This window comes from Pseudomonas reactans (genome assembly GCF_013387025.1).
GTDB lineage: Bacteria > Pseudomonadota > Gammaproteobacteria > Pseudomonadales > Pseudomonadaceae > Aquipseudomonas > Aquipseudomonas reactans.
This window is the reverse complement of the sequence record NZ_JACAQP010000008.1, coordinates 169883-183220: the sequence shown is the minus strand read 5'-3', so window position 1 is coordinate 183220 and position 13338 is coordinate 169883. Positions and strand designations below refer to the sequence as shown.

At 63.6% G+C, this 13338-nt stretch carries 14 protein-coding genes; 3 read left to right on the top strand and 11 right to left on the bottom strand.

The window, feature by feature from the left end; translation table 11 throughout:
- Positions 1–5 precede the first annotated feature (5 nt).
- From HX793_RS12075 to HX793_RS12025, 11 genes are all read right to left on the bottom strand, one after another.
- Positions 6–524, bottom strand: coding sequence for a type II secretion system protein, XpsN-like (locus tag HX793_RS12075; protein ID WP_177052913.1), 519 nt, complete (start codon positions 522–524; stop codon positions 6–8).
- Positions 521–1123, bottom strand: a complete 603-nt coding sequence (gene gspM, locus HX793_RS12070; protein WP_016978118.1) for a type II secretion system protein GspM — start codon at positions 1121–1123, stop codon at positions 521–523. Before gspM ends, HX793_RS12075 begins: the two co-directional genes overlap by 4 nt.
- On the bottom strand, positions 1098–2090 hold the full coding sequence (locus HX793_RS12065; RefSeq protein ID WP_177052914.1) for a PilN domain-containing protein: 993 nt from the start codon (positions 2088–2090) through the stop codon (positions 1098–1100). Before HX793_RS12065 ends, gspM begins: the two co-directional genes overlap by 26 nt.
- Entirely contained in the window at positions 2087–2788 is a 702-nt protein-coding gene (locus HX793_RS12060) for a general secretion pathway protein GspK (RefSeq protein ID WP_177060276.1), read from the bottom strand. The genes HX793_RS12065 and HX793_RS12060 overlap by 4 nt, the downstream gene beginning before the upstream one ends.
- A complete protein-coding gene (locus HX793_RS12055; RefSeq protein WP_177095589.1) occupies positions 2785–3354 on the bottom strand; it encodes a prepilin-type N-terminal cleavage/methylation domain-containing protein in 570 nt (189 codons plus the stop codon). The genes HX793_RS12060 and HX793_RS12055 overlap by 4 nt, the downstream gene beginning before the upstream one ends.
- Positions 3351–3683, bottom strand: coding sequence for a prepilin-type N-terminal cleavage/methylation domain-containing protein (locus HX793_RS12050; protein ID WP_016978122.1), 333 nt, complete (start codon positions 3681–3683; stop codon positions 3351–3353). The genes HX793_RS12055 and HX793_RS12050 overlap by 4 nt, the downstream gene beginning before the upstream one ends.
- Positions 3680–4105, bottom strand: coding sequence for a GspH/FimT family pseudopilin (locus HX793_RS12045; protein ID WP_177052917.1), 426 nt, complete (start codon positions 4103–4105; stop codon positions 3680–3682). Before HX793_RS12045 ends, HX793_RS12050 begins: the two co-directional genes overlap by 4 nt.
- Positions 4106–4112: 7 nt before the next feature.
- Positions 4113–4502, bottom strand: coding sequence for a type II secretion system protein GspG (locus HX793_RS12040; RefSeq protein ID WP_016978124.1), 390 nt, complete (start codon positions 4500–4502; stop codon positions 4113–4115).
- 13 nt (positions 4503–4515) lie between these two features.
- Positions 4516–5712 (bottom strand): type II secretion system inner membrane protein GspF, encoded by a 1197-nt coding sequence (gene gspF / locus HX793_RS12035; RefSeq protein ID WP_177052918.1) that lies wholly within the window; start codon positions 5710–5712, stop codon positions 4516–4518.
- Positions 5709–7400, bottom strand: a complete 1692-nt coding sequence (gspE, locus tag HX793_RS12030; protein WP_177095586.1) for a type II secretion system ATPase GspE — start codon at positions 7398–7400, stop codon at positions 5709–5711. Before gspE ends, gspF begins: the two co-directional genes overlap by 4 nt.
- A 222-nt stretch (positions 7401–7622) precedes the next feature.
- A complete protein-coding gene (locus HX793_RS12025) occupies positions 7623–8663 on the bottom strand; it encodes a LacI family DNA-binding transcriptional regulator (protein WP_177095585.1) in 1041 nt (346 codons plus the stop codon).
- 208 nt (positions 8664–8871) lie between these two features.
- On the opposite strand from HX793_RS12025, the gene HX793_RS12020 reads away from it, so the two are divergent.
- From HX793_RS12020 to HX793_RS12010, 3 genes are read left to right on the top strand one after another with little or no spacing between them, the layout of a single operon-like run.
- Positions 8872–11061 (top strand): TonB-dependent receptor, encoded by a 2190-nt coding sequence (locus HX793_RS12020; RefSeq protein WP_177095583.1) that lies wholly within the window; start codon positions 8872–8874, stop codon positions 11059–11061.
- A gap of 2 nt (positions 11062–11063) precedes the next feature.
- Positions 11064–12395, top strand: coding sequence for an LLM class flavin-dependent oxidoreductase (locus HX793_RS12015; RefSeq protein WP_177095581.1), 1332 nt, complete (start codon positions 11064–11066; stop codon positions 12393–12395).
- Positions 12392–13315 carry a sulfonate ABC transporter substrate-binding protein gene (locus HX793_RS12010; RefSeq protein ID WP_177052923.1) on the top strand — a complete coding sequence of 308 codons (924 nt, stop codon included), beginning with the start codon at positions 12392–12394 and terminating at the stop codon, positions 13313–13315. Before HX793_RS12015 ends, HX793_RS12010 begins: the two co-directional genes overlap by 4 nt.
- The last annotated feature ends 23 nt before the right edge of the window (positions 13316–13338 follow it).

Sequence of the window (13338 nt, the reverse complement as noted above, 5' to 3'; positions counted from 1 at the left end):
GTCGATCAAGGGAGGGGCTCGCGGGGCAAAGTGATGGGGGGCCGGTTGGACGGCGGCGGCAGGCGCTTGGCGTAGAGGCTCAAGGTTTGCGTGCGGCCATCCAGGCTGAATCGGGCGGATTGCGGGGTCAGGTGGTCCAGGCGCCAGCCGTTGGGCAAGGCCTGGCCGAGGCGGACCGTCAGGGCGCGGCCATCGGTTTGCTTGAGCATGGCCATTTGCAGGTTGCCGGTGATCATGATGCCGCTGAGGGTCAGGTTGGCCAGGCTGGTGACCTTGGCTTTGCCCACGACGCGATCCGGACTGCGGTCGGGGCTGAACAGCGGTGCTTGCCAAGTGGCGGCCAGGTTTTCCAGCGGGACACTCGGCGCGATCTGTACCTGGGCGGTGGGATGAGCGCGCGCGGGCGCTTCAGGCAGCCATTGCGGTTCATCACCGATGCTGCTGAGGATTACCGCCATCAACAGGCCCAGCAAACCCGACAAGCCGAGCAGGCCCCACTCCACGGGGCGTAATCTGCTGATCATGGCGTCACCCGCGCCGGTTGCAGGTAACCGCGCACCAGCAGGTGCACCACCAACTTGCCTGCACCGCCATTGGCCGGCGCCTGCTGGCTGCGGCGGATGCGCAGTTCATCCACGAACAAGAACGGCGGTTGATACTCCAGCTCATGCAACAGCGCCTCCAAGGGTTCGATGGCGCAATCGAGGGTCAGGCTGACCTTGACCTGGCGATACGGCTCGCCGTCGTCCTGCTCCGGCGTGATGGGCTTGCGCTGGGTCAGGCTGCAACCGCCGCCGAGGTTGGCGTGGCTGTTGATCAGGTCGGCAAGGCGCTGCATCAGGTCGGCGGCCACCACGTCGGGGTCATCCCCCGGCAACAGGCTGGTGCTGCTGGCCGGGTCCTGGCGGGCTTGCTCAAGCTGTTGGCGCAGCGCATCACGTTGACGCAACACGCCGGCATAGCGTTGCTGTTGCTCGCGCAACTGTTCGGCCTGTTCGCCCATGTCGCGCAGGGGGCCGGCGAACCAACTGTCGATCAGCAGCCAGTAGGCCGTGCCGAGTACCAACGCCAACACCAGCAAGGCAGTGCCGCGGCGTTCACGGGGTGTGAGGGGTCGGCGCATCGGCGGCCTCCTGGCGTAGGTGGGCACGCAAGGCAAACTGGTCCTTGCCAGTACGGGCATCGGGCTGGATCACCCCTTCGAACTGGGCGTTTTCCAGGCTGCGGCAGCCTTTGATGCGGGTAATCAATGCGCTGGCCTTGGCGCTTTGACCTGAGAGGGAAATCTCGCCGTCCTTCACGTCCAACTGATCCAGCCAGGTATCGGCGGGCAGGCAAGTGGTCAGGTCGTTGAGTAGCGCGGCCAGGGGGGGTTGCGCCAGTTTGCGCCGGGTAAGGTACTGCGCCGCGCCCCGGGTATTGAGCAGTTGCTGGCGCAGGGCATGCACCTCGACGACCTCGGCTTTCTGTTGCTGCACACTGGCGTGCATGGCGTCGATGACGCGTTGGCGGTCGTTTAGCCACAGCAGCATTGCTGCGATCAGCAGGGCCCCGCACAACCACGGCAGGCTGCGTTGCAACCCCATGCCCGGCGGGCGTTGGCGCGGGCGCAGCGGCGGGGGCAGCAGGTCGATACCCAGGTTGGCCGCATCCACGCGATGGGGATGCAGGCCAAGTGCAGCGCAGTCGGTGAGGATCTGGTCCAGCCGTTCGCGCAGGATCGCCACCAGCGTGACCTCAAGGTGGGTGGACGTGCGCCGTTCCTGACGCGCGACGAAGTAGAGTTGGTCGGCCTCGAACGGGGTGTAGCGATCCAGTTCATAACCGACCACCGCGTTGAGGTTGCGCCCGGCGGCCAAAGGCAGTTGCACGCGCTGCAGCAGCACGGCATCCGCGCCAAGCATCAGCACTTGGCGCGTGCTGTCCGCCGCGACCGGCGCCGGTAACGGCCAGTGGTGGATCTGCTCCGGCGGTTCTCGCCGTGCCAACCCACTCGGCACACAGGCGCGCAGCTCCGCGAGCCACAAGCGCCAACCCTGTTGCAACAGGCTGCCGCGCCAATGTCGGGCGATGGGTTCCAGTCGATTCATTCTTGCCAACGCAACACCCGATAGGGTTGTGCGCTGTCCTCCGATGGGCTCAATAAAACGGTGACTTGCAGCCGCGCCTGATAACCACCAGGGCGCTCGGCGCGGCTGTCGACCACCAGCACTTCGCCGGGGTCGGCACCTTCGGCGTTCTGGCGCGGCAGGTTCAGCGCCTTGCGCATCAGCGGGCTGGCGAAGGCGGGATCGGGGCGATCCAGGTCGCTCCACAAGGTGATCTCGGGTAGCAATTGGCTGTAGAGGGTTTGGGTCATGCCGGGCAGTTGGCGTACTTCTTCCAGCACCCGGAACGGCGCCAGGCCTTGTTGGCGGCGCGTTTCGAGGGCCGTGGACAGTTGCGTCGCCTGGGCTGGAGTGGCGCCGCAGGCCAGGGCCAGGCGCGTGGAATCCTGCGCCTCGGCGTTGATCAGGTAGAGCTTGCCGCGCTCACTGCGCAGGCTGACGTGCAACTGGGCATCATCAAACGCCAAAGGGATATCGCGACCATCGGCCACCCAGCGCCGGTCAGCCATGACCAGGGCGATGCCGGCTTCAGCGGCCAGCACGGTTTGTGTGTGCTGGCGCAACCACAGGGCCTGGCGACTTTCCAACTGCACCCAGCCGGCCAGGCCGCCGAGCAACACGCTGAGCAAGGCCAGCACCCACAGCACCAGCAGCAGGGCTGCACCACGTTGGCGCCTCATTCTTCCACGCTCCCGCTGGACAGGTTCAAGCGCAGGGCAATCACCTGGGTGACCCAGGGCACCGGGCCGTCGACGCTGGCGGCGATGCGCACGGCCGCAGGCAGGCGTTTGGGCCATGGCCAATCACTGACCCAACCGGTGGGCTGACCCAGCGGAGACAGGCCGCGATAACTGAACTGCACGTCCTCGAGGTTTTTCAGCAGCACCTGGGGTTCACGCTGAGAAAAGCCCAACTGCAAATCCTGTTCGACCCGTTGCAGGCTGAACCGGTGGATCCCACCACCTAGCACACCGGGCAAGGTCGAGACAAACTCCAGCCGCTGCGCCGTGCCGACAAAAAAAACATCGCCCTCACCCACCGCCAGCGGCAACGCCTCGCTGATCGCCGTGCGCAAAAACTGCTGAGCGGCGCGCACTTGATCCAGGCTCACGGTATACGCCTGGGCCTTGGACACGGCGCGATTGGCGCCCAGCAATGCGCCCCCAACCAGCACCAGCAAAACGCCCAACAAACTGAGCACTACGAGGATTTCCAGCAAGGTAAAGCCCTGCTCGCGGCGCTTCACAGGCGCGCCTTCAGGGTGCTGAAACGGGCCTGGTGCGGGCCCTCACTGAGGACCAGGTCGAGGCGGAAAATATGGGTTTGTTGTCGGGTACTGGTCAGTTGCCAGCGGATGCCGTCCAGTTCGCCCTGGCTGACGCCGTTGCTCAATCGCCCTGCTGCCTCCTGATCGAAAATCGTCAGCGCCGCATGGGAAAGCCGATCACTGTGGGCCACCTGGGACAACGAGCGCGCGCTCTGGCCGAGCGCAACCAGCAGCACCGTGCTGCACACCGCCATCAGCGTCAGCGCGGCAAGCATTTCCAGCAGCGTGAACCCCGCCTGGTGCTTCATGGCAGCGCCTTGGATTGCACGCTGCCGGTGAGCCAGCCGATATCGATGCGCCAACGCCGGGTGCCATTCGCCAATAGAAGATTGCCGCCCGTGGAGCTGCCGTCGGGATAGAACTCGACGGCAGGGCCCACCTGTTCGGCCGTGTGCAGTGTCACTTGCAGCTCGGACGGCCACCGTTGCAGCGCACGTCCCGGCGCCTGGAACGTACGGTCTTCCATATCGAATGCAGTACGCGCCGCCTGCCCGCTGACTATCGCCCCCGCCCGTGTGGTGCGCAGCGCCTCCACCATCTGCCCTACCGCGCGACGCTCTTTCGCCGTCTGCAGGCCCTGGCGCACGCCCAGCCCCAGCAAACTGGCGGCGAGGCTGATCAACAGGATCACCACCAACATTTCCAGCAGGGTAAAGCCGCGCTGGACCATGGCCGCGTTACTCCCAATTGCCCAGGTCGGCGCTATAACCTTCGCCGCCCGGCTGACCATCCTGGCCATAGAAGATCAGGTCGAAGGCGCCGTGCTCGCCGGGAAAACGATAGCCGAAGGCATGCCCGAACGGGTCCTTGAGGTCAGAAGGCTTGGCATAACCGCCGGGCCTGTCCACCAACTGTTGCAGGCTGGTGGGCGGCGCGCCGACGTCGAGTGCGTAGCTGTCGATCTTCATGCTCAGGCTGGCCAGCTGCGCCTTGCCCGCGCCGTACTTGCCCTTGTCCACATTGCCGCCGACCTGGCGCACGACGATGGTGGCAACGATGCCCAGCAACACGATCACCGCGAGCATTTCCAACAGGGTGAAACCGCTTTGGCGGCGGGGTTTTCTCATGGGTCAAGCTCCTTCATATATTGCTGGTCAGGCTCATCAGCGGCAGCATGATCGCCAACATGATCACCGCCACCAGCACCGCCATGACCACGGTCAGGGACGGCACCAGTGCGGCAAGCAGGCGGTCTATGCCGCGCTTGGCTTCGACGTCGAAGATGTCGGCGACCTTGAGCAGCATGCTGTCGAGTTCGCCGGCCTGTTCGCCGACTTCAATCATTTGCAGCGCCAGTTCGGGCAACAACGGCTGGCTGCCAAACGCGCTGGCGAGGGTGCCGCCGCCTTTCACCGATTCCGCCGCATGCGCCACCTGAGCCTGCAACGCGCGGTTGGTGCAGACTTGCCGCGCGATCACCAAGGCGTGCAGCAACGCCACGCCGTTGCTGAGCAGCGTGCCGAGGGTACGCGTCAGGCGTGCCGCCTCGACCCGTTGCAACAACGGGCCGATCACACGGATGCCGAGCAGGCGTCGATCGTATTGTTCCCGAAATGCTGGATTGCGCAGGCGTACGGCCCAGCACCCACCGCCGACGATCAGCCCGGCCAACACCACCAAGCCATAGGCGCCGAGGAACTCACCCAAGGCCAGAATCACCTCGGTGATCAATGGAATCGGCACGCCCAGGTCCTGGAAGATCGGCACGAATTGCGGCACCACATACGCCAGCAACAACGCCAGGGAACCGAGCACGCCCACCACCAGGAAGGCCGGATAGATCAGCGCATTGATCACCTCGCCGCGCAGCCGCTCGCTGCGTTCCAGGTAATCGCTGAGCTGACGCAGGGTACTTTCCAGCGCGCCACCGGCCTCACCGGCACGCACCATGCTCAGGTACAACGGTGAGAAGCTGCCGCCCTCGTGTTCCAACGCGGCGGACAGTGGTTTGCCGGCCTTGACGTGATCGCGGATGCGCTCGATCAGCGCGCGCACCTGAGCGGGGCCGGGTTGCTTGAGCAACAGGGTCAACGAGCGTTCCAGAGGCTGGCCGGCCCCCAACAGCGTCGCCAATTGCTGGGTAAAACTCACCAACGCCGTGCCCTTCAAATGCTCACGTGGGTTGCGCAGCAGGGGTCTGTCGGCGGCTTCAATCTGCAACAGCAAAAGGCCGCGCTTGTGCAAGGCGGCGACAGCGGCAACTTGATCCGTGGCTTCCAGCGTACCGTTCTGCGGCACGCCCTGGTTGTCCAAGGCGCGGAACTTGAACAGGCTCACGCGCTGTCCCCACGGGTGACGCGCAGCACTTCTTCCAACGAGGTAATACCGGCCAAGGCCTGACGTAGCCCTTCTTCATACAGGGTGCGCAAACCGGCGCGGCGTGCAGCCTGTTCCAGCGTGGCGGCATCGGCGTGACGCAGCAGCAGGCTGCGCAGCTCATCGTTCATCACCAGCAGCTCAGTGAGCGCACTGCGACCGTGATAGCTCCCGCGATAGAGCAGGATCGGGCGTTGTTCGGTCAGGCGATCCAGCCCATGTTCTGCGATCAGTTCCGGCGGTGCTTCAAAGGCCACGCGGGTGGCCGGGTCCAGGCGCCGCACCAGGCGCTGGGCGAGGATGCCGCTGACGGTCGAGGCGATCAGGTAGCTTTCCACCCCCATGTCCAGCAGCCGCGTGATACTCGCCGCGGCGCTGTTGGTGTGCAGGGTGGAAAGGACGAGGTGCCCGGTCAGCGACGATTGAATGGCGATGCGGCAGGTTTCCAGGTCGCGGATCTCGCCGATCATGATCACGTCCGGGTCCTGGCGCACTATGGAGCGCAGTGCCCCGGCGAAGTCCAGGCCGATGGCGGGCTTGACCTGGATCTGGTTGATGCCTTCGAGTTGGTATTCCACCGGGTCTTCCACGGTGATGATCTTGCGCTCGGCGGTGTTGAGCCGCGACAGCGCGGTGTAGAGCGTGGTGGTCTTGCCGGAACCGGTGGGCCCGGTGACCAGCAGAATGCCGTGGGGCCGTTCCAGCAGGTCGAGGAAAGTGGCCAGGCGCTGTCCGTCGAAGCCCAGGCTTGGGAAGTCGAACTGCACGGTTTGCCGGTCCAGCAGGCGCAGCACCACCGACTCGCCGAAACTGGTGGGCACCGTGGACACGCGAAGGTCGAGTTCCTTGCCCTGGATGCGCAGCATGATGCGCCCGTCCTGGGGCAGCCGACGTTCGGCGATGTCCAGCCGCGCCATGATCTTCACCCGCGAAATCACCGCCGCCGACGAACTGGCCGGCGGCGCTTCAGCGTCGTGCAACACGCCGTCGATGCGGTAGCGCACCTTGAGCTGGTTTTCGAAGGGTTCGATATGGATATCCGAGGCGCGCTGTTCCACGGCGCGCTGAAGGACCAAGTTCACCAGCCGGATCACCGGCGCCTCGGAGGCCATGTCCTTGAGGTGTTCGATATCTTCCTGGGCGCCGCCCTGCTCATCAAGGTTCTCGATCAGCGTGCCCATCGCCGAGCGGCCCTGACCGTAGTAGCGCTCGATCAGGGTGTCGACTTCATTGCGCGGGCCGATCGCCAGCCACACCGGCACCTGGCACGCATAGGCCAGGGCCTCGAACGGATAATGTTGCGCAGGGTTGGCCGCCAGTACCCGCAGACCGTTGTGGTCCCAGCCTATGGGCGCCACTTGGTAGTGCCGCATGAAGCGTTCGGTCAGTGCAGGCAAAGGATCGAGCAGCGGCGGCGCGGCGTCGGCCAGCAACAACGGCGCGTCGAGCAACGCCGCCCAGGCACGCGCCAGTTCAACTTCGGAGATCAGGCCCAGGCGTGTCAACAGGCTCAACAGATCGTCCGTGGACAGGCGTCGGGCGCGCTCCAGGTCCACCGTTTTCAGCCCGGCATGCTGCATCAGCCACGCACACACCTGCTCGGTGTGCGGGATCTGCATCTGGCAGGCATCGATAGGCGCTGACGACATAATGTTCAGGTATCTAGTGTTGCGAGAAAGTATGGCTATTTGAAACTACGGAAACATGCCATTAGTTAGCCACAACCCCGTATAGAGTAAGCCGGGGTTATCGACTGGAAGTTATAGACCTAGTTCCTGAAGGAGGGGAATAAAATAAACATAATTGCCAAGACCCTTGCGCCAGAGCCTTAGCAGCCAATAGCCATCATCCCACTAGTTGCAATTAGCCACTTAGGCGCTTTCACGCGCAATCAAACGGCAGTCCAATAAATTCAAACGCGTTACTTCATCTTCTACAGGCAGCACCCCCAAACTTTCAAGGACGCGCGTAGCGGCCAACACACCTATTTCCAATGCAGGCGGTTTGATCGTACTCAGGCTCGGCAACAGCATTTCGGCGAACGGGTAATCGCCGAAACCGAGCACCGCGCACTGCTCGGGGATCTTCAGTCCGGCCCGCTGCCCAGCCAGCAAACCACCGGCCGCCAGGTTGTCATTGGCGAAGAAGATCGCATCTGGTGGCGTAGCATGGCTCATCAATACTTCCATGGCCTGTTTACCCGCTTCGAAGGGCGCGCGATCTGGGTCGGGAGAGAAGACCCAGGGCTGTACACCCAACTCGGTCAAGGTCGCGGCGAACCCCTCACCCCGCTCCATGGCGCTGAAGTCCCCTGCTGCACTGTTCTGCACGAAAGCCATGCGCCGATAGCCTTGACCATGCAGGTAACGCGCCGCGGTGACGCCCACTTCGAAGTGGGAAAACCCGATTTGCAACGGAGCGCGTTCGGGCACGTAGTCCCAGGTCTCCACCACCGGAATATCCGCGTCGGTGATCATTTTTTCAGTCGCCGCGCTGTGGAAGCGGCTGGTCAGTACCAGCGCCGCCGGCGACCAGCCAAGGAACGCACGCACCGCACTCTCTTCCTGCTCGGCGCTGAAGTAACTCGACGCCAACAACAGTTGATAGCCATGCCGGCTGAGGGTGTCGCTGAAGCCCTGGATGGTATTGGCAAAGATCGGCCCCGAGATGTTCGGGATCACCATCGCCACGATGCGCCCACGTGCCGAGGCCAGCCCGCCGGCCACCAGGTTGGGCACATAGCCTAGCTCGGCCACCACCTCGGCGATGCGCTCGCGGCGCTCGGGCGATACCTGTTCCGGCTGGTTGAAGTAACGCGACACGGTAATTGCCGACACCCCGGCCTGACGGGCCACGGTGTTCAAGGTGACACGCCCGGCGCCACGGCGTTTGCGCGGTTTGTCTTCGCTCACGGGATGATCCTGTTAAAAACTAAAAAGAATATAGGACTAATTTTTCAGTATTTGACGTTCTAAACCAGACCTACCAATAATGCCGATGTTAGCGCTAACAAAGCGCGTTGTCTGCTACTCGCTCGAGCGAATGCCAAAGACATTTCACAGGCGCTGACGGTCGCAAGAACCGCAGCGGTTCAGGGCATTCTTTTCGAGCGGGCACAGCATGCACAACTTCCAACGCAGCACTTTTCTGATACTGGCCGGGTTGACCGCCCTGCCCGCCCCCGGTGCCTTTGCGGCCGATGCGCAGGAGCCGACACTCAAATCCGTGACCGTCACCGCCACCCGCCGCGAAGAATCACTGCAAAAAGTCCCGGTGGCCGTCTCGGTCCTCGATGGCGAACAGCTGGAGCGCGATAACCGCAACGGCGTGGCGAGCATCGCGCAGCAGGTGCCGTCGCTGAACTTCCGCACCGGCGCTTCCAACAAGGACACCTCGTTGTTCGTGCGCGGCGTGGGCACCATTTCCACTTCCCCCGGCGTCGAGCCGACGGTGGCCACGGTGATCGACGGCGTGGTCTACGCCCGCCCCGGCCAGGCCACCCTTGACCTGCTCGACCTGGAACGCATCGAGGTGCTGCGCGGGCCCCAAGGCACGCTGTTCGGCAAGAACGCCTCGGCCGGCGTGCTGAACATCACCAGCAAGGCGCCCACCGCCGAGACTCATGGCTATATCGACCAGTCGTACTACAGCGGCAACGAAAGCCGCACCCGTTTCGGCATCGGCGGCAGCCTGGTGCCGGATGTGCTCAAGGGTTCGATCAGTACGCTGTTCGGCAGCTACGACGGTAATGTCGACAACCAGCACAATGGCCAGGAGGTCAACGGCTACAACCACAAGGGCATTCGCGGCAAGTTGGAATTCACCCCCAACGACGACCTGAAACTGACCCTGATCGCCGACTACATGCAGTCCCACGACGACGCGCCGAACGGCGTGGTCAGCAAGTCCCTGACCCCGGCGTTCGCCAACGCGCTGAGCCCGGTGCGGGCCTCCAGCGACAACCGCGACATCAACACCGATACCCGCAGCCACGTGGAAGACACCAACAAGGGCCTGTCCGCCCAGTTGGACTGGAACCTCGGCGACTACACCCTGACGTCGATCACCGCCTGGCGTGGCTGGGACAACACCCAATATCAGGACGGCGACCGCCTTGGCACGGTGACCGCCGCGTTTCCCGGTACCGCCGACAAAGGCACGCTCGCGTTCAACCAATACTCCCAGGAACTGCGCTTGGCCTCGCCCAAAGGTGAGTTCCTGGAGTATGTCGGCGGCCTGTTCTACATGCACGGCAAGGATGAAGAAACCTACCAGCGCACCCTCACCACCACCACGCGCACCGACCGTGGCATCGCCGACTACAGCACCACCAACGACAGCTACGCGGTGTTCGGCGAGACCACGCTGAACTTCACCTCGCGCTTTCGTGGCATCGCCGGCCTGCGCTACACCCACGATGACCTGAAATACGATCACCGCCGTGTCTCCACTTCGGCCACCACGGTCAGCGGGATTCAACCGGCCACGTCCAGTTCCGGTTCGGTGGACGAAGACGGTTGGTCCGGGCGCCTGGGTGTGCAGTACGACATCAGCGACAGCGTCACCAGCTACCTGACCTATTCGCGCGGCTACAAAGGCCCGGCGTACAACGTGTTCTTCAATATGCAGCCGCGTGACACCGACGCGCTCAAGCCGGAAACTTCCAACACCTGGGAAGCCGGGATCAAGGCCACCGCCTGGAACAACCGCCTGACCACCAACCTGGCGGTGTTCCACAGCGATTACGACAACTACCAGGCCAACTTTTTCGACACCGTCGCCGGGCAAGTGGTGACGCGCCTGATCAACGCCGGCAGCGTCAGCACCGAAGGCGTCGAGCTGGATTACGCCTTGCAGGCCACCCAGCAACTCAAGCTGTCCGGGGCCCTGGCCTACACCCGCGCGCGCATCGACGAATTCGCCTGCCCGGCCGGTGCCGCCGCGACCTGCAACGTGAATGGCAAGCCGCTGCCTTTCAGCCCGGACTGGAAAAGCTACGTGCGCGCCGACTACACCATCCCGCTGGATAATGGCCTGGACATCGAACTGGGCACCGACTACAGCTGGCAGAGCGAAGTGCAGTACGACATCAGCCAGAACCTTGACACCAAACAAGGTGCCTACGGCATCTGGAACGCCAGCGTGGCCCTGGCCGACTACAGCAATGGCTGGCGCGTCGCATTCCTGGCGAAGAACCTCGCCGACAAATCCTACTCACCGCTGCTGGCCAGCGGCGGCAACTACATTTACCGCGCCGTGCCCCGTGACGATGAACGTTACTTCGGCGTGCAACTGCGCAAGGATTTCTAAGCATGAGCCGTCAACTGAAACTCGGCGCCTTCCTCATGGCTACCGGGCACCACGTCGCCGCCTGGCGCCACCCGGACGTGCCGGCCAATGCCGGGCTGGATTTTGCCCAGTACAAGCACCTGGCGCGGGTGGCTGAAGCGGCCAAGTTCGATGCGCTGTTCGTGGCCGATAGCATTGCGGCAGCCACGGGTGAAATCGCCAGCCATATGGCGCGTTCGGATCACTTCGAACCGCTGACTCTGCTTTCGGCGTTGAGTGCGGTGACGGACCACATCGGCCTGATCGCCACGGCGACCACCACCTATAACGAGCCCTACCACGTGGCGCGCAAATTCGCCTCGCTGGATCACCTGTCCGGAGGCCGTGCAGGCTGGAACCTGGTCACCTCGGACGCCGCTGCCGAAGCGCAGAATTTCGGCCGCGATGAACACCTCGGCCACGCCGAGCGCTACAGCCGTGCCAGGGAGTTTCATCACGTCGTGACCGGGTTGTGGGACAGCTGGGAAGACGACGCCTTCGTGCGGGACAAGGCCAGCGGCACCTACTACGACCCGGCGAAGCTGCATGTGCTGGACCATGTCGGTGAACATTTCCGCGTCAAGGGCCCGCTGAACGTAGCGCGCTCGCCCCAGGGTCAACCGGTGATCGTGCAGGCGGGCTCATCGGAAACCGGCCGTGAACTGGCGGCGCAAACGGCAGAAGTGGTGTTTACCGCGCAAACGTCGCTGGAAAATGCGCAGGCGTTTTATGCCGATCTCAAAGGGCGGCTTGAGCCATACGGGCGTGAGCCGGATTCGCTGAAAATCATGCCGGGGGTGTTCGTAGTGGTCGGCCAGACCGAGGCCGAAGCCCAGGCAAAATTCGAGGTGTTCCAGGCGCTGGTTGAGCCGCAGGTGGGCGTCGCGTTGCTGGGGCGCATGCTGGGTAATTTCGACTTGTCCGGCTACCCGTTGGACGGGCCCTTACCGGAGTTGCCGCTGACCGACAGCGGGCAGCGCAGCCGTCAACAATTGCTGAGTGACCTGGCCCACCGCGAACAACTGACCCTCGGCCAGCTGGGCCGACGGATCGCGGGGGGTCGCGGGCATTACAGCCTGATCGGCACGCCCGCGCAGATCGCCAATGAGCTGCAACGCTGGTTCGAAAACGGCGCCGCCGATGGCTTCAACATCCTGGTGCCGCACCTGCCGGGCGGGCTGGAGGATTTCGCCCAAGGGGTCGTGCCGGAGCTGCAACGGCGCGGCCTGTTCCGTACCGAATACACCGGCACGACCTTGCGTGAAAACCTCGGTTTGGCGCGCCCCGAAAACCGCTTCAAAAAGGACGATGCATGAAGATTCCAGCGCTGTTACTCGCCCTGCTGGCCGTCACTCAAACCGCACTGGCGGCCGACCCCGCGACCCTGCGCATCGGCTACCAGAAAGGCTCCATCGCCCTGGTGCTCGCCAAGGAACATAGCCTGCTGGAAAAACGCTTCCCGCACACCGAAGTGAAGTGGATCGAATTCCCCGCCGGCCCGCAGATGCTTGAAGCACTGAACGTCGGCGCACTGGACGTGGGCTCGACCGGCGACATCCCGCCGCTGTTCGCCCAGGCGGCGGGCGCGGACCTGGTCTACATCGGCGCCGAACCGCCCAAGCCCAGCGCCGAAACCATCCTGGTGCGCAACGACAGCCCGCTGCATTCAGTGGCGGATCTGAAGGGCAAGAAAGTCGCCTTCCAGAAGGGTTCCAGTTCCCACAACCTGATCCTGCGCGCCCTGAACAAGGCCGGACTGAGCTACAAGGATATCCAGCCGGTGTACCTGCCCCCTGCCGACGCACGCGCAGCGTTCGAACAAGGCAGCGTGGATGCCTGGGCCATCTGGGAGCCCTATTCATCCTTGGCATTGAGCCAAAGCCCCAGCCATGTGCTGGCCAATGGCGAAGGCCTGGGTTTGTCGGGGCCGGTGTATACCGCGCGTCGCGACTATGCGAAGGCCAATGGCGTGTTTGTACATGACCTGCTGGATGAGCTCAGCGCTGCCGAAGCGCTCACCCGCAGCCAGCGTGAAGACAGTTTGAAGGTGCTGACAGGCTTCATGGGGCTGCCCGCCGCTGTGGTTGCGCGCTATATGGACAACCGCCCGCCTTCGCCGATTTTGCCGATTGACGATAAAATTATCGCGGCACAACAGGCGACAGCGGATCTGTTCTATCAGAACCGCCTGTTGCCCAGAGCCATCGACGTGAAAAAAGCCCTGGAAAACAACTGAAATCAATCTGTGGGAGCTGGCTT

What these genes read in the sequence shown, in the direction of transcription:
- HX793_RS12015 (WP_177095581.1), top strand. Translation starts at nt 11,064, where the DNA reads ATGAGCCGTCAACTGAAACTCGGCGCCTTCCTCATGGCTACCGGGCAC.
- HX793_RS12050 (WP_016978122.1), bottom strand. Translation starts at nt 3,683, where the DNA reads ATGAAGCACCAGGCGGGGTTCACGCTGCTGGAAATGCTTGCCGCGCTG.
- HX793_RS12075 (WP_177052913.1), bottom strand. Translation starts at nt 524, where the DNA reads ATGATCAGCAGATTACGCCCCGTGGAGTGGGGCCTGCTCGGCTTGTCG.
- HX793_RS12045 (WP_177052917.1), bottom strand. Translation starts at nt 4,105, where the DNA reads ATGGTCCAGCGCGGCTTTACCCTGCTGGAAATGTTGGTGGTGATCCTG.
- gspE (WP_177095586.1), bottom strand. Translation starts at nt 7,400, where the DNA reads ATGTCGTCAGCGCCTATCGATGCCTGCCAGATGCAGATCCCGCACACC.
- HX793_RS12020 (WP_177095583.1), top strand. Translation starts at nt 8,872, where the DNA reads ATGCACAACTTCCAACGCAGCACTTTTCTGATACTGGCCGGGTTGACC.
- HX793_RS12040 (WP_016978124.1), bottom strand. Translation starts at nt 4,502, where the DNA reads ATGAGAAAACCCCGCCGCCAAAGCGGTTTCACCCTGTTGGAAATGCTC.
- HX793_RS12065 (WP_177052914.1), bottom strand. Translation starts at nt 2,090, where the DNA reads ATGAATCGACTGGAACCCATCGCCCGACATTGGCGCGGCAGCCTGTTG.
- gspM (WP_016978118.1), bottom strand. Translation starts at nt 1,123, where the DNA reads ATGCGCCGACCCCTCACACCCCGTGAACGCCGCGGCACTGCCTTGCTG.
- HX793_RS12010 (WP_177052923.1), top strand. Translation starts at nt 12,392, where the DNA reads ATGAAGATTCCAGCGCTGTTACTCGCCCTGCTGGCCGTCACTCAAACC.
- HX793_RS12060 (WP_177060276.1), bottom strand. Translation starts at nt 2,788, where the DNA reads ATGAGGCGCCAACGTGGTGCAGCCCTGCTGCTGGTGCTGTGGGTGCTG.